Source organism: Lacibacter cauensis, assembly GCF_007830055.1.
In the GTDB taxonomy this organism is placed as follows: Bacteria; Bacteroidota; Bacteroidia; order Chitinophagales; family Chitinophagaceae; genus Lacibacter; species Lacibacter cauensis.
In genome coordinates this window covers 671,139-692,885 of the sequence record NZ_VLLE01000002.1, presented here as the reverse complement: position 1 = coordinate 692,885, position 21,747 = coordinate 671,139, and the positions used below count along the sequence as shown (strand labels likewise).

Genomic DNA, 21,747 nt, shown 5'->3' with positions numbered 1-21,747 from the left:
AGTTGACGGGTTGGTAGTTCCCTATCGACCCCTTTTTTTAACTTCATTTAATTACTCTAAAATCATTTTATGATTCTCGATAAAAACAGAATTGCTGAGTTTAACGGATTGCATGCTGCATCACACAAACGCAAATTCGATTTTCTTGCTTCAGAAATAAACAATGTGGAAGATGTGCTGCAAAAGCTCATCGATTTCCAGGTTGCCATTCCCAGCTGGGCATTAGGCACAGGAGGTACACGCTTTGGCCGTTTTGCAGGTGCAGGCGAGCCCGGCAGCTTAGAACAAAAATTAGAAGATGTTGGTTTGCTGCATGCGCTCAACCAATCGAGCGGTGCAATCTCATTGCATATCCCATGGGATATTCCAGAGAACTATGCAGCTATTAAAGCACAGGCCGCACAATTGGGTTTGCAGTTTGATGCTGTGAATTCAAATACGTTTCAAGATCAGAAAGATCAGGAACTGAGTTACAAATTCGGTTCGTTGCAACACGTAAACAAAGCAGTGCGTAAACAAGCCATCGAACACAACATTGAAGTAATTAAACACGGTGTGGAGTTGGGTTCGAAATCACTCACCGTTTGGTTGAGCGATGGGAGTTGCTTCCCCGGCCAGTTAAACTTCCGCAAAGCATTTCAAAACACATTGGAAAGCTTGCAGGAAATTTATGCAGCACTACCTGAAGATTGGAAAGTATTTGTAGAATACAAAGCATTTGAACCCAACTTCTACTCAATGACAGTAGGAGATTGGGGACAATCGTTATTGTATGCTACCAAGCTTGGACCTAAGGCATCTACATTGGTTGATCTGGGCCACCATCTTCCCAATGCCAACATCGAACAAATCGTTTCCTTGTTGCTAATGGAAGGCAAACTGGCCGGATTCCATTTCAATGATAGCAAGTACGGTGATGATGATTTAACGGTGGGCAGCATCAAACCTTATCAACTGTTCTTAATTTTTAACGAACTCGTTGAAGGCATGGATGCAAGAGGCATGAATCATGCAACAGATCTTGGCTGGATGATTGATGCAAGCCATAACGTCAAAGATCCGCTGGAGGATTTACTGCAATCTGTTGAAGCTATTATGCTGGCTTATGCACAGGCATTGACTGTTGACAGAGTGAAGCTGAATGCTGCACAGGATGCAAATGATGTGGTAGCAGCACAGGAAATTTTGCAGAATACATTCCGCACCGATCTGCGTCCGTTAGTTGCAGAAGCAAGATTACGCAGTGGCGCTGCCTTGTATCCGTTGCAATTCTTCCGTGAGCAACAACTGCGTGCAGAACTGGTAAAAGAACGTGGAACAAAAACTATTGCAACAGGATTATAATGGCAAAGCTTCCGGTTATAGCAATTTTTGATATTGGTAAAACCAATAAAAAGCTATTGCTGTTCGATGAGCATTACAAAGTAGTGCACGAAGAAAGCCAGCAACTCGAAGAAACCACTGATGAAGATGGGTTTGCCTGCGAGGATGTACTACTGCTGACCAACTGGGTAAAAGCTACGTTTGAAAAAGTTTTACAAGACGAACGTTTCCAGGTAAAGGCAGTGAACTTCTCTGCATACGGGGCCAGCTTTGTGTACCTCGATAAAAACAAGGAAGTCATTCTTCCGCTGTACAACTACCTGAAGCCGTACGCACCGGAGTTACAGAAATTTTTCTATGATACTTATGGCGGCGAAAGCATGGTGTCGAAAGAAACAGCATCACCTGTTCTGGGTAATCTCAACTCCGGAATGCAACTTTATCGCTTACGGTACGAGAAGCCGGAAAAGTTTGCGCAGATCAATTACGCATTGCATTTACCACAATATCTCTGTTTTGTTCTCAGTGGTACATTGCATACAGATATTACCAGCATCGGTTGCCATACCAACCTGTGGGATTTCCAGGAAAAGAAATACCATGAGTGGGTTATAAAAGAACACGTTGCTGAAAAATTTGCACCCATCTTAAAGAGTAATGCGGTTGCAGGTTATACGCAAGAAGAGATTCCCGTTGGTGGCGGTTTACACGACAGTTCATCGGCTCTCATTCCTTACCTCGCATCTTTTCACGAACCGTTTGTATTGCTTTCAACAGGTACCTGGTGCATCACTTTAAATCCGTTCAATCATTCGCAGCTGAGTGATCTTGAACTGCACCAGGATTGTCTTTGTTATTTATCGTACGAAGGCAACCCGGTGAAAGCGTCCCGTTTGTTTGCCGGTTACGAACACGAACAGCAAACAAAACGATTGGCAGAATATTTCAATGTAGCAAACGATTATTACAAACAGGTTGAATACAACCCGGCGATTGTGCAGAGCATTATTGAAACCAAAGCATTTGCCAAAACAAGCAATGATGAGGTGATGATCAAAGAATCGGCATTTGCCAACCGTGAGCTGCTACATTTCAGCAGTTACGAACATGCCTATCATCAGCTCATTGCAGACCTTATTACACAACAGGTGTACAGCACCAACCTTGTGCTGAAAGGAACAAAAGTGAAACGCATTTTTGTTGATGGCGGCTTTGGCAAGAATCCCATTTTTATGCATATGCTTGCCGATGCTTTTACCAATATTGAAGTATTTGCGGCATCAGTTGCACAGGCTTCATCGTTAGGCGCAGCATTGGCGTTTCATAAAAACTGGAACACGAAAGCATTACCCACCGATATCATCGAACTGAAATATTATTCCGAATCGAAATGATTCTGTAGATAACTTTACAGGTAAGTTGTTGTAAGAAAAAAAGACGAAGAGATGAATGTTGGTTTATTTATTCCCTGTTATATCGATCAGTTTTATCCAAACGTAGGTATTGCCACCTTACAGTTGTTAGAAAAACTGGGATGCAACGTAAGTTTCCCGCTCAATCAAACCTGTTGCGGCCAACCGATGGCCAACAGTGGTTTCGCTTCACTCAGTAAATCATGCGATAAAAATTTTGTATCGAACTTCCGTGGTTTCGATTATATCGTTGGGCCATCGGGTAGTTGTGTATTGCATTTAAAAGAACACCTGCACGTTGAACAACATTCCGGCGAAGCGGAGCATATCCGTAAACATGTATACGAACTCACTGAGTTTTTGGTGGATGTATTGAAAGTAGAAAAGCTCAACGCATCTTTCCCGTATAAAGTGGGGTTGCACAACAGCTGTCATGGTCAGCGTGGATTGCATTTATCATCCATGAGCGAACGAAACTTACCAGCCTTTTCTAAACCGCAGCAATTGCTGAGTATGGTGAAGGGCCTCGAATTAAAAATGCCTTCACGCCCCGATGAATGTTGTGGCTTTGGCGGTACGTTTTGTGTGTTTGAAGAAGCAGTGAGTGTGAAGATGGGGAAAGATCGCATTGCTGATCATGCCAATAACGATATACAATACATTACCGGTGGCGATACCAGTTGCCTCATGCATTTAGAAGGGATTTTAAAACGCAACGGCAGCAAGGTGAAGACCATTCATATTGCAGAAATTTTAAACAGCAACGCATGAGCCATAACAGTACATTAAAACATGCCGAAGCTGCTGCACAGTTCATTAACGATGAGCCACGTACCAACTGGCACGATGAAACACTTTGGTTTGTTCGCCAGAAAAGAGATAAAGCCGCACACGGTTTGCCCGAGTGGGAGCAGTTGCGTGAATGGGCTTCGCAAGTAAAAAATCATACACTTTCCAATCTTGATAATTACTTAAAAGAATTTGAAAGTAAAGCGCAGGACAATGGAGTGATTGTACACTGGGCTGCAGATGCTGAAGAGCACAACAGAATCATTTACGACATCATTGCGCATCACAAGATCAAAAAAATTGTGAAGAGCAAGAGTATGCTCACCGAAGAATGCGGGTTGAATGAATTCCTGCACACAAAAGGCATTGAAACAGTTGATACAGATTTGGGCGAACGCATTGTACAATTCAGAAATGAACCGCCGAGCCATATTGTATTACCTGCCATTCATTTAAAGAAACAGGATGTAAGTGATACGTTTCATGAACATCTCAACACCGAAAAAGGAAACAATGATCCGCAATATTTAACCGAAGCTGCAAGGCAGCATTTGCGTGAAAAATTTATTGAATCGGAACTCGCCATCACCGGCGTAAACTTTGCCATTGCAGAAACAGGCGGCTTTGTGGTTTGTACCAACGAAGGCAATGCCGATATGGGTGCACACGCTGCGAAAATTCATATTGCCTGTATGGGTTTTGAAAAGATGATTCCGAGAGCAGAACATCTTTCTGTGTTTTTGCGTTTGCTGGCACGGAGTGCAACCGGTCAACCCATTACAACATACTCCAGTCATTTTCACAAACCAAGACAAGGGCAGGAGATGCACATTGTGATTGTTGATAACGGACGTAGCAGACAGTTGGGTCGTGCTGATTTCAGAAACTCGTTGAAGTGTATCCGTTGTGCTGCATGTTTCAATACTTGTCCGGTATACAGAAGAAGTGGCGGACACAGTTATCATACAGCAGTTGCAGGACCAATCGGTTCTATTCTCAATCCGAATATTGATATGCGTGCAAATGCTGATTTGCCGTTTGCATCCACACTCTGTGGCAGTTGCAGTAATGTTTGTCCGGTGAAGATTGACATACACGATCAGTTGTGGAAATGGCGACAGGTCTTGGTTGCAGAAGGATATGTTGATACAACCAAGAAAGTTGGACTGAAAGGAATGGCGTTTCTGTTGGCAAGGCCAGGACTGTATCGCTTTGCAGGTAAAGCAGGAAGAGCCGTGATGCGTTTATTCCCGTGGATCGTGAACAACAAACTTAATCCCTGGTACAAACAACGGGAAATGCCTGCGCCACCGAAACAAAGTTTTCGTGACTGGTATCTTCAAAACAAGAAACAATGAGTGCAAGAGAAACAATACTGAAAAATATTACAGCGAATAAACCAGAGTTGGTAGAGCTTCCGTCAATTGATCTCAATGCAGTTATTCAATACAGTGATCTTGTACAGCAATACAAAACAGTGTTGCAAAGTATTGGTGGCGGCACAGTAGAGTTGCAGAATCTTGCTTCGCTTAAACAGGAGTTGGAAAGCAGAGTAGCAAAAGGTGATTTTGTTGTGAACAGAATTGCTGCATTAGGCGAAGTGAGTGATTCGCTTGCGTCGCTTACTGCAGATGAACTTGCGGCTGTTGATACAGCTTACCTGCAGGGAGCAGTTGCTGTGGCAGAGAATGGCGCTATCTGGTTATACGAAAGCCAGATGGGGAATCGTTTGCTGCCATTTATTTGTCAGCACCTAGTAATTGTGATAGAAAGAAAGAATATCGTGCCAACTATGCATCATGCATACAAACAAATTGAAAGCGCTAAAGAAGGGTTTGGTGTTTTCTTAGCCGGCCCATCCAAAACAGCCGACATTGAACAATCGTTGGTGATTGGTGCACACGGTGCCAGAAGTTTGATCGTGTATATTATTGGATAGAGTCACGGATGACACGGATTTAAACTGATGTACACAGATTTGATCCGCTATCATCCGCATCCATCAGCGTCATCAGCGTTTCTATTAGCACACATTCGTTAGGGTATTAATTTTTTTCTGATACTATTCTTTCTGTTTCTTTGCGTGAGTAATTGTTAACCCTTTAATCGATTGTTCATGCGTTTGTTGATTGCCGTTTTTCTTCTCGTTTCAGTACAAAAACATCTTGCTGCCCAGGTTGGCATTATCAGTCCCGATAAAAAACTTTCCGTTCAGGTTTCTGTAAACAAAGCAGGAGAAATTAAATACAGTGTACGTTATCTCGATACAGAAGTATTACGCTCTTCATCACTCGGTATTCAAACTGCTACTGTTGATTTTTCGAAAGGCAACAATCTGCTTGGTGCAACACCGGTACAAACAATCAACGATGCGTATAGTATGGTTTACGCCAAGAAAAAACAAAGTACGTATACAGCCAATAAACGCATTGTGCAATTCAAAAACAACAATGGCAAGGCACTCGATATTATTTTCCAGGTGTCGAACGATGCAGTTGCTTTCCGTTACCACTACAACGAAGGAAATAATTTTACCGATAACATCACCAACGAGTTAACAAGTTTTCATTTTCCAACAACAGCCAAAGCATGGTTACAACCGATGCAGGTTTCAAAAACAGGATGGGAGCAAACCAATCCTGCGTATGAAGAACATTATGTACAGGATGTTCCTGTGGGTACAAAATCACCATCGGCGGCAGGTTGGGTTTATCCGGCTTTGTTCCGTGCAAACGATGTGTGGGCGTTAATCACCGAAGCATCAGTGGAACCAAACGACTGCGCAACACGGTTAAAAGCAGAATCACCTGATGGCGAGTACAGCATCGGTTTTCCTGATCCACGTGAGATCATCACCGGTAAAGGATTGTTGCCTACATTTCAATCAACTTATGTTTCGCCGTGGCGCATCATCACTATCGGAAGCTTAGCAACCATCATCGAATCAACAGCAGGAACCGATCTGGCAAAACCATCAGTGATCAAAAACACAGCCTTTGTTTTACCTGGTAAAGCATCTTGGAGCTGGATCAATTCCAAAGATGATTTTATTGTATATGATGAACAGATCAAGTACATCGATTTTGCAGCGAAGATGAACTGGCAATACTGTCTTGTTGATGCTGCGTGGGATACAAAAATCGGCTACGAAAAAATGAAAGAGCTGGCCGACTATGCAAAGACAAAAAATGTTGGTCTGCTGTTGTGGTATAATTCTGCAGGCGATTGGAATACGGTGAAATACACACCCAAGGATTTACTCCTCACCGCAGAAAGCCGTGCAAAAGAATTTCAGCGTTTGAAAGATATGGGCATTAAAGGTGTGAAGATCGATTTCTTTGCAGGCGACGGTCAATCGGTAATGGAATACTATCACAGTATTTTAAAAGACGCTGCGAAACATGAACTGCTGGTAAATTTCCATGGTGCTACGTTACCAAGGGGATGGGCACGCACTTATCCGCACTTAATGACAACGGAAGCAGTGCGTGGTTTTGAAATGATCACATTTGGTCAGGGTGATGCGGATAAAGAAGCTACGCATTGTGCGATGTTACCGTTTACCCGCAATGCATTTGACCCGATGGATTTTACACCGATGAACTTGTACAAACTGCAAACAAAAGTGCAACGCAAAACAACCGCTGCATTTGAATTGGCAACATCAATATTATTTCTATCCGGCATTCAACACTATGCAGAATCGCCGGAAGGTATGCAGCAGGTTCCCGAAAACATTCAGCAGTTTTTACGCAACCTGCCCAACACTTGGGATGATGTGAAATTCGTTGATGGTTTCCCTGGTAAATATGTGGTGATTGCAAGACGTTCTGGCAACAAATGGTATATCGCCGGTATCAATGGCGATGCGGCAGCAAAAACCATTCAGCTTGATCTTTCTTCATTCAAAAAAAAGAAAGCAACATTGATCACAGAAGGAGAAGGCGGCCAGCTGTTTGCCGAAAAGCAAATAAATTCAAAGAAACCGCAAACAATTACAATGCCTGCAGCAGGTGGTTTTGTTGTTGTGCTGGAATAATGATGCCTGGAACGTCATTGCGAGGAACGAAGCAATCTACCTTAGCCAAATCAGATTGCTTCGCCCAACAACAGGGCTGGAAATGACGCTTCGGTTTTTACATTGCGTCATGTCGACGCAGGAAACATCTCCAAGCGTTAACGATGTTTACATACTTTAACAACGCTGCAAATTGGGAGATCCCATCCTTCGTCGGGATGAAGGAAACAGTTCTACTCAACCGTTGTCGTATTATATGCCTGCTGAAAGGCCAACGGTGTTTGTCCGGTAAACCGTTTAAATGTTTTATAAAAGTTGGTTACGTTGTTAAACCCGCTTTCGTAACAGATCTGCGAAATAGAAAGCTTATTTTCAATCAACAATTTACTGGCATGCCCCACACGCAACTCGTGTAAAAAGTTACTGTAGGTTTTACGAGTATGCACTTTAAAATAACGGCAAAACGAATTGGGACTGATATTCGATACTTCAGCAATCTTTTTTAAACTGATCTTCTCTTTAAAATGCGCCAGTGTGTACGCATAAACGGAATTGATCTTGTCCGTTGACTTCTGTTCCAGCTGTGTACTGAACCCTGCAGATGAAATCAGTTTCAGCTGTTTGCTCTGTGCAATCTTTCCAAGTATCTGCAGCAGCAACACAATGCGTTCGCTGTCTTTCGCTTCCAGCATTTTATCGAGATGCGCAATCACAAACTGTTTGGTAGCGCCGGTGATGCTGATGCCACGCTTTGCTTTTTCCAGCAACTGTTTCAGTTTTTTGTTCTCCGGTAATTCCAAAAATGTTTCGCCCCAAAAGTCTTCACGAAAATGCGCCACCGTTGATTGCGCTTTCAATGTTTTGCTTTTCTGAAAATACGCATCATCACATCGCCACAGGTGGGGAAGATTGGCACCGACCAGTATCACATCATCTTTCTTAAAGCGTTGGATGGAGTCGCCGATAAACTGGATGCCTGTTCCTTTCTGTATGTGCAGCAACTCCACTTCGGGATGAAAGTGCCAGCGGTTGTAGAAGTAAGGAACCACATCATGCCGGATGTTGAAACTCTGGTGCGGCGCTGTACTTACTTTAAGCAGATGAGGATTCATTACAGTATTTTATCACAAAATAACGAAATATGCCAGCAGGTTGCCAAAATAGTACAACACAAAGCCAATAAAAGTAAAAGCAAAAGACAGGCATTTACCTATTTTTACCTCTCTTAAAACAACCTTTGCAAAGGGTGTTTTCATTTTTGACTAAGCAATTTGCTATATGAAACAAAACGTGTTAAAAGTCCATCCTACGGACAATGTACTGGTAGCGTTGAAAGACCTGAAACAGGGTGAAACGATCAACTTCGAAAACGAATCCATCACACTTACAGAAGATATTGCAGGCAAGCATAAAATCTTTATGCAGGACATGCAGCCCGGTGAAAAGATCATCATGTATGGTGTAACCGTTGGTACTATTGCACAGCCCGTTTTAAAAGGTGCACGTATGAGTACTGATAATACCAAACATGCAACTGATCAGTTCGATTACCGTGGCAGCAACTTTACGTGGACAGCTCCGGATGTTTCAAAATTCGCCAACAGAACTTTCATGGGGTATCACCGCAAAGATGGCCGTGTGGGTACAGCCAATTACTGGATCTTTATCCCGATGGTGTTTTGCGAAAACAGAAATCTTGATGTGATACGTGAAGCCATGCATAACGAACTCGGTTATGCAGTTACCGACAAATACAAAACCTATACACGCAAACTGGTTGATGCGTATCAGCAAGGACAGGACATTACGCAAATAGATATTTCATCTGTGCTTAATACACCCGGCAGCAGCCGTGTATTTAAAAATGTAGATGGCATTAAATTTCTAACACATCCCGGCGGTTGCGGTGGTACACGCCAGGATGCTGAATTGCTTGGTAAACTATTGGCATCTTACGCCGATCATCCAAACGTTGCAGGCGTAACCGTATTGAGTTTGGGTTGCCAGAATTTGCAGGTGCGTGATTTTGAACGTTACCTTGCTGAACGTAATCCCAACTTCGATAAACCGATTCTTATTTACGAACAACAACAGAGCAGAAGCGAACCGCAAATGATTGCTGAAGCTATACAGCAAACATTTGTGAACCTCATTGAAGTAAACAAGATCGAACGTAAACCTGCACCTTTATCAGAACTGGTGGTTGGTGTGAAATGTGGCGGCAGCGATGGTTTCAGTGGTATTTCTGCCAACCCTGCTGTTGGTTATTGTGCAGATCTTGTTGTTGGTTTAGGTGGTAAAGTATTGCTGGCAGAGTTTCCTGAATTGTGTGGTGCTGAACAAGATTTGATTGATCGTTCGGTGAACGAACCCACAGCACGCAAGTTTATGAAGCTGATGACTGATTACAATAACCAGGCATTAGCAGCAGGTTCAGGTTTTCATATGAATCCTTCGCCCGGTAATATCAAAGATGGTTTGATTACTGATGCCATTAAAAGCAACGGTGCCTGTAAGAAAGGCGGTACATCACCAGTAACTGATGTACTCGATTATACAGAGCCAGCGGTGAAGCCCGGTTTAAATTTAGTATGTACACCCGGTAACGATGTGGAAGCAACCACAGGTAAAGCAGCAAGTGGTGCAACGTTGATTTTGTTTACAACAGGTTTAGGTACACCAACAGGAAATCCTGTTTGCCCGGTTATTAAAGTATCAACCAATACCAATCTTGCAAAACGCATGGGTGATATTATTGATATCGACACAGGCAGCATTATTGAAGGAGAAAAAACAATTCCTGAAGTGGGCGAAGAAATACTGGAGTATGTGATCCGTGCGGCAAGTGGCGAAGTGATTCCGAAAGCTGTATTACTCAACCAGGACGATTTCATTCCATGGAAACGTGGAGTATCTCTCTAACTATTTTTTTGTTTTACGTATATGTTTCAATTTACAGGAAAGACAGCGATTGTAACCGGAGGCGGCAGCGGTATTGGCCGAGCCATCTCCACCATGTTTGCAAAACAGGGTGCATTTGTTTTTGTATTTGATATTGATGAAAACGGATCTGCTGCAACCGTTGCAGAAATTCAACAGGCAGGAGGTAAGGCTGAAGCGGTGATCCTCAACATTACCGACCAACAGGCCATCAAAACTGCTGCACAGAAAATTGTTGATCAACATCAACGCATCGATATACTAGTGAACAATGCAGGTGTGGCGCATGTAGGTACTGCCGATTCAACAACGGAAGAAGACTTTACCCGTCTCTTCAACATCAATGTAAAAGGTGTGTACAATTGTCTGCACGAGATCATTCCTTTTATGAAAGCACAACAAAAAGGTGTGGTGCTGAACATGTGTTCCATTGCAGCAACGGTTGGCATTACCGATCGTTTTGCGTACAGCATGAGTAAGGGTGCCGTGTTGGGTATGACGCTTTCTGCAGCACGTGATTATCTTGCTTACAATATCCGTGTCAATTGTATTTCTCCTGCACGTGTGTTTACACCGTTTGTAGAAGGATTCATTGCGAAGAATTATCCGGGCAAAGAAGAAGAAATATTTGACAAATTATCGAAGAGTCAACCGATTGGCCGTATGGGAACGACAGATGAAGTAGCGCACTTAGCATTGTATCTCTGCAGCGATGAAGCTGGATTTGTAACCGGTTGCGATTATCCGTTAGATGGTGGATTTATAAAACTGAATAATTAAAACGATTTACACTTTGTGTACTTCGTGCAACCCTCTGTGTCCTCTGTGCTATTGCATTACACAAAGTTCACGAAGGAGCCACGAAGAACACAACAAAATAAAACATATAAACTGAAGAAATGAAACTGATACGTTTTGGAGAAGCCGGCAAAGAAAAACCGGGTGTCATGTTAAGCACCATTTGCTATGATGTGTCTGCGCATGTGAGCGATTACGATGAAGACTTCTTTGCCAATGATGGTTTGAAAAAATTAGAACAACTTGTTGCTACAGCAAAGCTGCCGGTGGTGAATGTAGAGCGTTACGGTTGCCCCGTAAAGCGTCCGTCGAAGATTGTTTGTATTGGTTTAAACTACAGCGATCATGCAAAAGAAACAGGCGCAACACCTCCAAGTGAACCTGTGATCTTTTTCAAATCAACATCGGCACTCATTGGCCCGAATGATGAAGTGATGATTCCACGTGATTCGGTAAAAACAGATTGGGAAGTGGAGCTGGCTGTAGTGATCGGCAAAAAAGCTTCGTATGTTGAAGAAGCTGAAGCGATGGACTATGTTGCAGGTTATTGTCTGCACAACGATATCAGCGAACGTGAATTTCAATTAGAGCGTGGCGGCACATGGGATAAAGGAAAAGGTTGCGACACGTTTGCACCCATCGGCCCATGGTTAGTAACCAAAGATGAAGTAAGCAATGTACACAACCTGCGTTTGTGGTTAACACTCAACGGACAAAAAGTACAGGATGGTTCAACAGCCAATCTCATCTTTAATGTACCGTTTCTTATTTCATACGTCAGCAAATTCATGACCTTGCTGCCTGGTGATATTATTTCTACCGGTACACCGGCAGGTGTGGGTTTGGGAATGAATCCACCTGTGTATCTGAAGCCGGGCGATGTAATGGAGCTGGGTATTGATGGCTTAGGTACATCGAAGCAGACAGTAGTTGCATTTAAAAAATAAACAATACGCCCCGTCAGACGTCCTCGTCGGACGGGGTTCTTTTTCAATACAAATTCTTACTAAACCTTAACGATTGCCCAATGACCAGCCAAAAAAGTCAATCATACCTCTTTGCCTTTGCATTAGTAACCAGTTTATTTTTCCTGTGGGGTTTCGTACACAACCTTGATCCCATCCTCATTCCGCATCTGAAAAAATCATTCACGTTAACAACAACACAGTCCACACTTATCGACTTTGCTGTGTATGTTGCGTATTTTCTAATGGCACTTCCTGCTGGTTTTATCATGAAGAAATTCGGGTATAAAATCGGCATCATAACAGGTTTGTTATTATTTGCCATTGGATCATTCATGTTCCTGCCTGCAGCTGATTATCAATCGTACAATTATTTTCTGATTGCCTTGTTCATTATTGCATGTGGTTTAACCATTCTTGAAACAGCTGCCAATCCTTATGCGGCTGTATTGGGAGATCCCGCAACATCCACACAGCGATTAAATTTTGCACAATCTTTTAATGGATTGGCTGCAGCATTAGCTCCTGTAATTGGTGCAAGAATTATTTTAACGAAAGGACATACAGATGCCGAGTTAAATGCAATGACTGAAGCTGCAAGAAAACTTGCCTTAGCATCAGAAGCGGCTTCTGTAAAAATGCCCTACATGATTTTGGGAATTGTTCTGGTAGTAGTTGCCATTTTATTTGCACTTACGCATTTACCAAAACTCAATACAGATCCTGCACATACTCCCAGCAAAAATATTTTCCATGCGTTTAAACACAAGCATTTAACCTGGGGAGTAATTGCACAATTTTTTTATGTTGGTGCGCAGGTTTGTGTGTTCAGCTTATTCATTTTGTATGCAGAAAAATCAGCTGGACTTGAGCAGGTTACAGCAGCTGATTATCTGGGAGCTTGCGGTATTGCATTCCTCATCGGGCGTTTTCTCGGAACATTTTTAATGCGCTACATTCTTCCTGAACGATTACTCACTTTTTACGCAGCAGCTTGTATTCTGCTTTCTGCAATCGCAATCTTTGCAACAGGTATGATTACAGTTTATGCTGTAATCGGTATTTGTTTCTTTATGTCAATTATGTTCCCGACAATTTTCTCTCTTGGCATTAAAGATCTGAAAGGTGATACAGAATATGGCAGCAGCTTAATTATCATGTCAATTGTAGGTGGTGCAATCCTTCCTCGTTTTTTTGGAATGATTGCTGATTCTACAGGAAACATTCAACATGGTTATATCATCCCCTTGATCTGTTTTGCCGTTATTCTGTTGTTTGGATGGACAGGTCATAAAGTTGTTACAACTGATAAATAAGTAAAACATGAAACGTTATTGTCTTGCATGTGATTTAAAAAATGATCCCAAGCTCATTGCAGAGTATGAGCAATACCACGAACGTGTGTGGCCGGAAATCGAAGCATCAATCAAAGATTCCGGTATTGTAAGCATGGAGATCTATCGCATCGAAAACCGCTTGTTCATGATCATGGAAACAACGACTTCGTTTTCGTTTGAAGCAAAAGCGGCAGCCGATACCGCCAATGAAAAAGTGCAGGAGTGGGAAACATTGATGTGGAACTACCAGCAGGCATTACCCACAGCGAAGAAAGGAGAGAAGTGGATGCTGATGAAAAAAATATTTGATTTAAAACATTCGTGATGACGATCATTGATACACACCAGCACTTTTGGAAATACGATCCGGTGAATTACAGCTGGATCACTGATGAGATGCAGGTGATCAGAAAAGACTTTTTACCGGGTGACCTTGCCGTTGTTGTGAATGAAGAAAAACTGCTTGGCACTGTTGCAGTTCAAGCCGACCAGACAGAAACCGAAACTGATTGGCTGTTACAACTTGCAGCAAAAAATGATTTCATTAAAGGCGTTGTTGGTTGGGTTGAGCTTCGGAGCAGCCATATTGAAGAGCGTTTGCAGTATTATCAGCAGTTCAGCAAACTGAAAGGCTTCCGTCATGTGTTGCAGGGAGAAGAACCTTCGTTCATGTTGCAGGAAAGTTTTCTCAACGGCATCAGTAAACTCAATGAGTATGGTTTTGCCTATGACATTCTCATCTTCCCCCAACATCTTGAAGCGGCCTTGCAATTGGTGAAACAATTTCCGCAACAGCGTTTTGTTGTAGATCATGTAGCGAAGCCGTACATCAAAGATGGTAAAATCGATGAATGGAAAACAGGTATGCAGCAGCTTGCAAAACACAATAATGTCAATTGCAAAATCAGTGGCATGGTTACCGAAGCAGACTGGAAGAAATGGAAGGCAGAACAATTGAAACCATACATCGATATTGTGGTTGAAAGTTTCGGCATCGACCGCATCATGTACGGCAGCGATTGGCCGGTGTGCTTAGTCGCATCATCTTACAACAAATGGATCGAAACAGTAAAAGATTATTTCAGTTCGTATTCAGCAGACGAGCAGGAAAAAATTTTCAGTGGCAATGCAATTAAATTTTATCAACTATAAAAATTCTTTGTGCACTTTGTGAAAATTAACTCAGTGTTCTTTGTGCTAAAACATAGCACAGAGGGCACGAAGAAAAGGCAGCACGAAGCACACAAATAACTCATAACATTCAACTTATAGCTTACACAATATGAATCTTCAATTAGCAGATAAAGTAGTCATTGTAACAGGTGGTGCAAAGGGCATCGGCAAAGGCATTGTAGAAGTATTAGCAAAAGAAGGAGCTATTCCTGTTATTGTTGGCAGGAGTGAAGCCGATAATCTTGCAACGGTAAAAGAAATTGAAACGGCCGGTGGTAAAGCCTGGCAGGTTGTTGCCGAATTATCGCAGCCGGAAGAATGTGAGAAAGCGGTAAAAGCCGTCATTGAAAAATTCAACCGCATCGATGGACTCATCAACAATGCCGGCGTAAACGATGGTGTGGGTTTGGAAAATGGCGATTACAAACGTTTTATGGAAAGTCTGCATAAGAACGTGGTGCATTATTACCTGATGGCGCATTTCGCCTTACCTGAATTAAAAAAATCAAAAGGCAGCATTGTCAACATCACATCCAAAACTGCAGAGACAGGACAGGGAAATACATCAGCTTATGCTGCGGCCAACGGTGGTCGTAATGCGTTGACAAGAGAGTGGGCGGTGGAGTTGGCGAAATATTCAATTCGTGTAAATGCATTGGTGGTGGCCGAATGTTATACACCGTTGTACGATAAATGGATCAAAACATTACCGAACCCTGAAGAGAAATTAAAAGAGATCACATCAAAAATTCCGTTCGAACAACGCTTTACCACCGCTGAGGAAATAGCGAATATGACGGTGTTTTTATTATCGCCTGTATCGAGCCATACAACCGGTCAGTTGATTTATGTGGATGGTGGTTATGTGCATCTCGACAGAGCGATGGCGAATGCGTAATGTCCGTCTGACACCCTCGTCTGATAGACTATAATTCGTCTGGTTACTCATTGCTGTTTGTAATCAATCTTTAAACCATAAAACATGAAACTGTTTCGATTGCTGTTTACCTGCTGTGCAATGCTGAGCATAGCAAGTAGTGCTATTGCACAAACCTACACGCCTTCTGCAACTAACCTTGCAGCAAGGGAAGAATTTCAAAACGATAAGTTCGGGATGTTCATCCATTGGGGTGCATCAAGTGTGCTTGGCAGTGGTGAGTGGGTGATGAATCAACGCAACATCCACGTAAAAGAATACCAACGCCTCATCAACATTTTCAATCCGCAAAACTTTGATGCAGCCAAATGGGTAGCCACTGCAAAAGCAGCGGGCATGAAGTATATCACCTTCATCACTCGTCATCATGATGGTTTCAGTAACTGGGATACGAAGCAAAGTGATTGGAAAATCACCAATACGCCTTATGCAAAAGATGCGTTGAAACAACTGGCGGATGAATGTCATAAGCAAGGTATCAAACTCTATTGTTACTATTCATTGCTCGATTGGTACCGCAGCGATTATCAATACGAAACAGGTAAAACAGGAAAGGGCACAGGTCGCAAACAAAAAAGTGATTGGGAAAGTTATATCCGTTTCATGAAAGCACAGTTAACTGAACTGCTCACCAACTATGGCGAAATTTCCGGTATCTGGTTCGATGGACATTGGGATCAGTTGGATAATGATGTTGACAAAACACTCAAATCGAAAGTAAACTGGCACTACGATGAAATTTATGAACTCATTCATCGTTTGCAACCGCAATGCCTCATCAGTAACAATCATCACCTGTTACCAATTCCCGGCGAAGATTTTCAGGCATTTGAAAAAGATCTGCCCGGCCATAATACAACAGGCTTCGGCGGACAATCCGTTTCGCAGCTTCCATTGGAAACATGTGAAACAATGAACGACAGCTGGGGTTTCAACATTACTGATCGTAATTATAAATCTTCTAAGAATCTGATTCAGTACATGGTGAAAGCGGCGTGTTACAACGCCAACTTTTTATTGAATGTTGGACCCATGCCCGACGGTACGATTCAACCGGAGTTTACCGATACACTGGCATTGATGGGCAAATGGCTGCAACAATATGGTGCAACGGTTTACGGCACAAGAGGAGCGATTACAACACCAAAAACCTGGGGCGGCTTTACACAAAAAGACAAGACCGTGTACATGCACATTTTGCAAAAACAGGAAGGCGATTATATTTTTATTCCGGAGTTAAAGCAAAAGATAAAAAAAGCTACTTCGTTTGATGGCAAGACAGTCATCAAATTCAAACAACAACCCGAAGGAACATTTATCTATCTTAACGGCGTAAGTTGGGATGCGATTGATACGATCCTGGAGTTACAGTTGCAATAACTGCTGAAGTAACAGCAGCCAATTGAACAGCATTTGTAAAGCTTTTGTGAAAAAGAGTTTTGCAGATGCTGTTCTGTTTTTATCCGGCGTTTTCTTCTGTGGAATTATACTGATACTGCATCCTTCCCGTCAAACAATCGCATGAAGAAACCCATCATCCTGCTGCTCTGCGTGCTGCTACTTGCAACCATTGCATACTATCTATACAATACTGTTTACACAACAGATTCGCCTGTTCATATCAACAAAGCGTTAAAAAAAGAAGAACCGGAAAATGTTACAACAAAAACGTTGCTGAGCAAAGCCAAAACAGCAAAGCAATTTGTAAAAAAGAATAAGTACAACGAACAGGTTTGTTTTTTGATCGACATGAAAATACGCTCAGGTGCAGAACGCTTTTTTGTGTACGATCTGAAAGCCGATACAGTCATTACTTCCGGCGTAGTAACACATGGGCGGTGTAATGAACGCTGGCTGGTTGGTCGCAAATATGGAAATGAGCCGGGTTGTGGTTGCACCTCATTAGGGAAATATAAAATCGGCAATGCATACAACGGTCGTTTTGGGCTTGCTTACAAACTGCATGGCCTTGAATCATCCAACAATAAAGCCTTTGAACGTTTTGTGGTACTACATGCACACGAATGTGTACCCGAAGAAGAAGTATGGTCGGAGATCTGTCAGAGCGATGGATGTCCCACCGTTTCACCGGGCTTTCTTCAACACTTAAAAAAAATCATCAACACATCCCGACAACCGGTTTTATTATGGATTTATGAATCCTGACGAAAGTGAAAGAGACCATCCCTTACATTTGTACTTTATGTACAAAGCAACCTTGTACCTTATTGTATTCTTTTCCTTTTTGCTTTTGTTGAGCAGTTGTGCGGTTAACAAAAGTCCGGAGGCTTTTCGTTTCCGTGCTTTGCAAAAAGGAAAAGTAAAAGACGACAGCAGTTACGTGTATGCATTGCCGTATGCCGTTGGCACGAAGCATCGGTTGGTACAAGGATATTTCAGCAGGTTTACCCACCGCAACAGGGCTGCACTCGATTTCAAAATGAAAAAAGGAACAGCTATTTATGCGGCACGTGGCGGTGTAGTAGCACGGGTAAAAGAAGATGGCGATAAAGGAGGTTTGGATGCGGCTTACCGGCAATTCGGCAACAATATCATTATTAATCATAGCGATGGAACCAGAGCCGGATACTGGCATTTACAGCACAATGGAATTGTTGTAAATGTGGGCGATACGGTGCAACAGGGACAACTCATCGGTTACAGCGGCAATACCGGCTACACTGCATTTCCGCATTTACACTTTATTGTCTGGAAATCGGAAGCAGGCAACTGGCGGCAGATCGGCACACGTTTTCTTACAAGAAAAGGAGCAAAGTACCTGCGGCCTTTTAAAAAATATAAACGTCCCGCTTAAATACCAAATAGAAAAAATCAAGCTCCAAAAAACAAAATCCAAATTCCAATTCCCTTTTAAATACCTATTAGTCGTTGCAGCATGCAAATGCATTATTTTCGTGGTATGACTCCCGAACGCAGAGAACGTTTACTATCAGTATTACGCAAACGTCAACCCGATCTTACCGTTGTATTGGAAAATGTGTTTGATCCGCACAATATTTCCGCAGTCATGCGCACCTGCGATGCTGTGGGCATCCAGGAAATTTATGTGCTGACGAATAAAATTCCCCGGCATAAAAAATGGGGAGCAAGAAGTTCATCCAGTGCAGCGAAATGGTTAACGGTTCACCAGTTTGAAAGCGCTGAAGAATGTTTTGCTGCTTTGCGAAAGAAGTATACTAAAATCTACACCACGCATCTCAGCAGCGATGCAGTTAGTCTGCATGACATTGATTTTACTGAAAGTGTAGCGCTTGTGTTTGGCAACGAGCATGCCGGTGTAAGCGAAGAAATTATAGCAAAGGCTGATGGCAATTTTATTATTCCGCAAATGGGCATTATTCAATCGCTGAATATTTCTGTTGCATGCGCTGTGAGTATTTACGAAGCCATGCGGCAGAAGAAAAATGCAGGCCATTACGATAAGCAGCGGCTAGATGACCCAACGTTTAACGCTTTATTGGATGAGTGGGGATTCAGAGCTGATGACCTGGATGCGATCAACAAAGAAGAACAATAACAAAATTTATTGCAGCTCTTTCGTCGTACTACTTATTTCATCTTTCAATCTTTTATCGCTCTGGCGCTTGAGTAATTTTATACTCAGGTTCAGTTCAAAACCAATAAGCAATACCAGCGAAATAAAATTGATAAAGATCATGAGGATGAGGATGGTGCCGATAGAACCATAAATAGAATAGGCTGCAAAATTGTTAATCCAGTACGAGAAGAGAAAGGTAAACAGGATAATCAGCAAACAGGCAACAATAGAACCGGGTGAAATCAATTTCCATTTTTTTTCAACCGATGGTGCGTGTTTATAAATAAATGCAATGGAATAAAAGAACAAGCCAATAATAACAACCCAACGTAAAATAATGATGAGCCATTTTACCAATGCATTATCAATATTTAATTGCGCCAGTAACCAGTTAAACAAGGCTCCCTGGGTAATCAGCAAAATCATACTTGCAATAAAAATGAGAATAATTACAAAAGTTAACCTGATTGCTTTCCATCTGTAAGCAAAAAAGTTTTTGCTTTCCACTTCGTGAATGGACTGATTAAAACTATGAATGATCCCCAGCACCGCATTCGAAGAAAAGTACAACGACGTTAAGAAACCGATCGACAGCAGACTGTTTTTCGGACGCTTAAAAAAATCATCCAGAAAATTTTCTACAATATCTCTTGTTGCTGCATTCGGTGTAAGGTCACGCACAAACGAATTGACCTCATAATAAAACTGATCGGCAATCGGGAACAGAGGCACCAGCGAAAACAGGAAGATACAGGCAGGTGGCAGTGCCATAATGAAATTGAACGAAATAGCAGCAGCACGTTGGTTTAACCTGCCTTGCTGAATCTGCCTTATAAAGAAATTGGTTACTTCATACAAGGTTACACCCTCGAAGCCAGGCGGACGAAAACGTTTACTGAAACGCACCAGCGAACGCACGAGGGGCAACTGATATATAAATTCACCAAAGGTCATGTATACCGAAAGTACTTGTTTTAACGCTTACTTTATATTCAAACTATCGAGCCATTGCTGATAAGCCTTTGCATTTTTTGCATGCTCAATATCGTTCGATGCAAAAGCATGGTATCCGTTACCGTTAGGCTTGGCGCAAAAAAACAGGTAATCGGTTTTTGCAGCATTTAAAACTGCATCAATGGTTGTTTCGCTTGGTGTGCAGATGGGACCGGGTGGCAATCCTTTGTTTTTGTAAGTATTGTACGGCGATGATGCGGTAGAATTAATGTGCCCAAACAAAACACGTTTAATGGAAAAATCACCAACAGCAAACTTGATGGTTGGATCAGCGCCGAGGTTCATGCCTCTATTTAAACGGTTCAGGTACACACTGGCAACAGTTGGCTTCTCATCGTTACGCAAAGTTTCTTCTTCCACAATCGATGCAAGTACATACACCTGCTCAGGTGTTAAGCCCAGCTGTTTTGCTTTTTGCTTTCGTTCATCCGTCCAGAACTTAGTCCGCTGTTCGTTGAGCTTACGGAAGATCTTTTGCGGCTCGGAGTTCCAAAGCAGGGAATAGGTGTTTGGAAAAACAGCCGTCATAACAGTATTCGTATCTAAATTAAATTTCTTCAGCGAATCATTGCTTTGCATGAAATGTAACATCGCTGTTGAATCCGATTCAAACTTTCGACCTACTAATCCTGCAAAATCATTGCGTGTACGCAGCTTGGTGATTACAAGATTAACCGGCGATTGCGAACCGTTACGCAGCTTACGTGCAAGGGTGAGGATGGATGCTCCTTTTTCAATTTCGTATTTACCCGGTCGTAATCTTTCCCACACCTTTAATTTACTCGCCAGCCAGTTAAACATACCGGGGTGTTTTAAAAAACCTGAATCCTGCAGTGTTTGCATCACTGCTTTTTCACTGGCAGCGCCTGTATGGATATAAAGGAATTTGCGGGACTCGGAAAAATTGGTTGCACTGCCGGCTACACGCCATGCAAAAAATAAAGCAACCACCAAAAGAATAAGTAAACTATAGCCAAGTATTTTTTTCATCTGCTAAAACAAATTGTTTTCAAAAGAACTGGTGTTAAAGAAATGATCGTGCCATTTCGAAAGAGTAATGCAATCATTTCAGGTGTTTCAAAATAAAACAAAAAACCCCGACGCAAGGTCGAGGTTTGTAAAAATAATTTGTCAACAATTACTTTGCAGGTGCCGGAGCAGGAACTGCAGGAGTAGTTGTGTTATTTGTTGCCGGACGGCTTTGTTGTGTTGCAGGAACTTTATCAAGATTACCGGAACCACCTGAACCTTCTACTTCGGAGATGAACAAAGAAGAAACCAGGCAAAGTACAGCAATGATGGAAGCAAATAACCAAGTACCTTTTTCCAATACATCGGTTGTTTGTTTAACACCCATAAACTGGTTGCTGAAACCGGCTACAGAACCGCTAAGGCCACCGCCTTTTGGGTTTTGCACCAACACCACAAATCCTAATAATGCACTGGCCAAAACTACCAGTATAATGAATAACCAAGTCATTG

General features: G+C 42.3%; 21 protein-coding genes. 17 read left to right on the top strand and 4 right to left on the bottom strand.

All coding sequences use genetic code 11. The annotated features are described in order from the left end of the window. The first annotated feature begins 69 nt into the window (after nt 1–69). The 6 genes from IQ13_RS02960 to IQ13_RS02935 all read left to right on the top strand — a co-directional run bounded on the left by IQ13_RS02960 (nt 70) and on the right by IQ13_RS02935 (nt 7,563). Nucleotides 70–1,344 carry a sugar isomerase gene (locus IQ13_RS02960; protein WP_144884339.1) on the top strand — a complete coding sequence of 425 codons (1,275 nt, stop codon included), beginning with the start codon at nt 70–72 and terminating at the stop codon, nt 1,342–1,344. After that, complete coding sequence (locus IQ13_RS02955) at nt 1,344–2,717, top strand: FGGY-family carbohydrate kinase (protein WP_144884337.1); 1,374 nt, start codon at nt 1,344–1,346, stop codon at nt 2,715–2,717. The genes IQ13_RS02960 and IQ13_RS02955 overlap by 1 nt, the downstream gene beginning before the upstream one ends. A 51-nt stretch (nt 2,718–2,768) precedes the next feature. Then, entirely contained in the window at nt 2,769–3,506 is a 738-nt protein-coding gene (locus tag IQ13_RS02950; protein ID WP_144884335.1) for a (Fe-S)-binding protein, read from the top strand. Further along, a complete protein-coding gene (locus IQ13_RS02945; protein ID WP_144884333.1) occupies nt 3,503–4,882 on the top strand; it encodes a lactate utilization protein B in 1,380 nt (459 codons plus the stop codon). Before IQ13_RS02950 ends, IQ13_RS02945 begins: the two co-directional genes overlap by 4 nt. Further along, nucleotides 4,879–5,463, top strand: coding sequence for a LutC/YkgG family protein (locus tag IQ13_RS02940; RefSeq protein ID WP_144884331.1), 585 nt, complete (start codon nt 4,879–4,881; stop codon nt 5,461–5,463). The genes IQ13_RS02945 and IQ13_RS02940 overlap by 4 nt, the downstream gene beginning before the upstream one ends. A 177-nt stretch (nt 5,464–5,640) precedes the next feature. Then, nucleotides 5,641–7,563 carry a glycoside hydrolase family 97 protein gene (locus IQ13_RS02935; RefSeq protein WP_144884329.1) on the top strand — a complete coding sequence of 641 codons (1,923 nt, stop codon included), beginning with the start codon at nt 5,641–5,643 and terminating at the stop codon, nt 7,561–7,563. Between the two features lie 212 nt (nt 7,564–7,775). Here IQ13_RS02935 and IQ13_RS02930 read toward each other — a convergent pair whose 3' ends face one another. After that, nucleotides 7,776–8,654: an AraC family transcriptional regulator gene (locus IQ13_RS02930; RefSeq protein WP_144884327.1), complete on the bottom strand. Its 879-nt coding sequence runs from the start codon at nt 8,652–8,654 to the stop codon at nt 7,776–7,778. Nucleotides 8,655–8,820: 166 nt separating this feature from the next. On the opposite strand from IQ13_RS02930, the gene IQ13_RS02925 reads away from it, so the two are divergent. The 11 genes from IQ13_RS02925 (at nt 8,821) to IQ13_RS02875 (ending at nt 19,230) form a co-directional block, all read left to right on the top strand. Beyond that, nucleotides 8,821–10,464 (top strand): UxaA family hydrolase, encoded by a 1,644-nt coding sequence (locus IQ13_RS02925; RefSeq protein WP_144884324.1) that lies wholly within the window; start codon nt 8,821–8,823, stop codon nt 10,462–10,464. A 21-nt stretch (nt 10,465–10,485) separates the two neighbouring features. Further along, complete coding sequence (locus tag IQ13_RS02920; protein ID WP_144884322.1) at nt 10,486–11,262, top strand: SDR family NAD(P)-dependent oxidoreductase; 777 nt, start codon at nt 10,486–10,488, stop codon at nt 11,260–11,262. A gap of 119 nt (nt 11,263–11,381) precedes the next feature. Then, nucleotides 11,382–12,227 carry a fumarylacetoacetate hydrolase family protein gene (locus IQ13_RS02915; protein WP_144884320.1) on the top strand — a complete coding sequence of 282 codons (846 nt, stop codon included), beginning with the start codon at nt 11,382–11,384 and terminating at the stop codon, nt 12,225–12,227. Nucleotides 12,228–12,307: 80 nt separating this feature from the next. After that, complete coding sequence (fucP, locus tag IQ13_RS02910; RefSeq protein WP_144884318.1) at nt 12,308–13,561, top strand: L-fucose:H+ symporter permease; 1,254 nt, start codon at nt 12,308–12,310, stop codon at nt 13,559–13,561. A 7-nt stretch (nt 13,562–13,568) separates the two neighbouring features. Further along, on the top strand, nt 13,569–13,907 hold the full coding sequence (locus IQ13_RS02905; RefSeq protein ID WP_144884316.1) for an L-rhamnose mutarotase: 339 nt from the start codon (nt 13,569–13,571) through the stop codon (nt 13,905–13,907). Next, on the top strand, nt 13,907–14,734 hold the full coding sequence (locus IQ13_RS02900) for an amidohydrolase family protein (protein ID WP_144884314.1): 828 nt from the start codon (nt 13,907–13,909) through the stop codon (nt 14,732–14,734). The genes IQ13_RS02905 and IQ13_RS02900 overlap by 1 nt, the downstream gene beginning before the upstream one ends. Nucleotides 14,735–14,864: 130 nt before the next feature. Continuing rightward, a complete protein-coding gene (locus IQ13_RS02895) occupies nt 14,865–15,653 on the top strand; it encodes an SDR family oxidoreductase (RefSeq protein WP_144884312.1) in 789 nt (262 codons plus the stop codon). A gap of 84 nt (nt 15,654–15,737) precedes the next feature. Then, nucleotides 15,738–17,072, top strand: a complete 1,335-nt coding sequence (locus IQ13_RS02890) for an alpha-L-fucosidase (protein WP_144884310.1) — start codon at nt 15,738–15,740, stop codon at nt 17,070–17,072. A gap of 141 nt (nt 17,073–17,213) precedes the next feature. Continuing rightward, nucleotides 17,214–17,858 (top strand): murein L,D-transpeptidase catalytic domain-containing protein, encoded by a 645-nt coding sequence (locus IQ13_RS02885; protein ID WP_144884308.1) that lies wholly within the window; start codon nt 17,214–17,216, stop codon nt 17,856–17,858. Beyond that, nucleotides 17,848–18,507, top strand: coding sequence for a M23 family metallopeptidase (locus tag IQ13_RS02880; protein ID WP_144884306.1), 660 nt, complete (start codon nt 17,848–17,850; stop codon nt 18,505–18,507). Before IQ13_RS02885 ends, IQ13_RS02880 begins: the two co-directional genes overlap by 11 nt. Nucleotides 18,508–18,588: 81 nt before the next feature. Beyond that, a complete protein-coding gene (locus tag IQ13_RS02875) occupies nt 18,589–19,230 on the top strand; it encodes a TrmH family RNA methyltransferase (protein WP_242009467.1) in 642 nt (213 codons plus the stop codon). Nucleotides 19,231–19,236: 6 nt separating this feature from the next. On the opposite strand, the gene IQ13_RS02870 is transcribed toward IQ13_RS02875, so the two are convergent. The 3 genes from IQ13_RS02870 to secG all read right to left on the bottom strand — a co-directional run bounded on the left by IQ13_RS02870 (nt 19,237) and on the right by secG (nt 21,745). Next, nucleotides 19,237–20,205 carry a YihY/virulence factor BrkB family protein gene (locus IQ13_RS02870; protein ID WP_144884304.1) on the bottom strand — a complete coding sequence of 323 codons (969 nt, stop codon included), beginning with the start codon at nt 20,203–20,205 and terminating at the stop codon, nt 19,237–19,239. Between the two features lie 27 nt (nt 20,206–20,232). Then, entirely contained in the window at nt 20,233–21,255 is a 1,023-nt protein-coding gene (mltG, locus tag IQ13_RS02865) for an endolytic transglycosylase MltG (protein WP_144884302.1), read from the bottom strand. A 148-nt stretch (nt 21,256–21,403) separates the two neighbouring features. Next, complete coding sequence (gene secG / locus IQ13_RS02860) at nt 21,404–21,745, bottom strand: preprotein translocase subunit SecG (RefSeq protein WP_144884300.1); 342 nt, start codon at nt 21,743–21,745, stop codon at nt 21,404–21,406. Between the last annotated feature and the right edge of the window lie 2 nt (nt 21,746–21,747).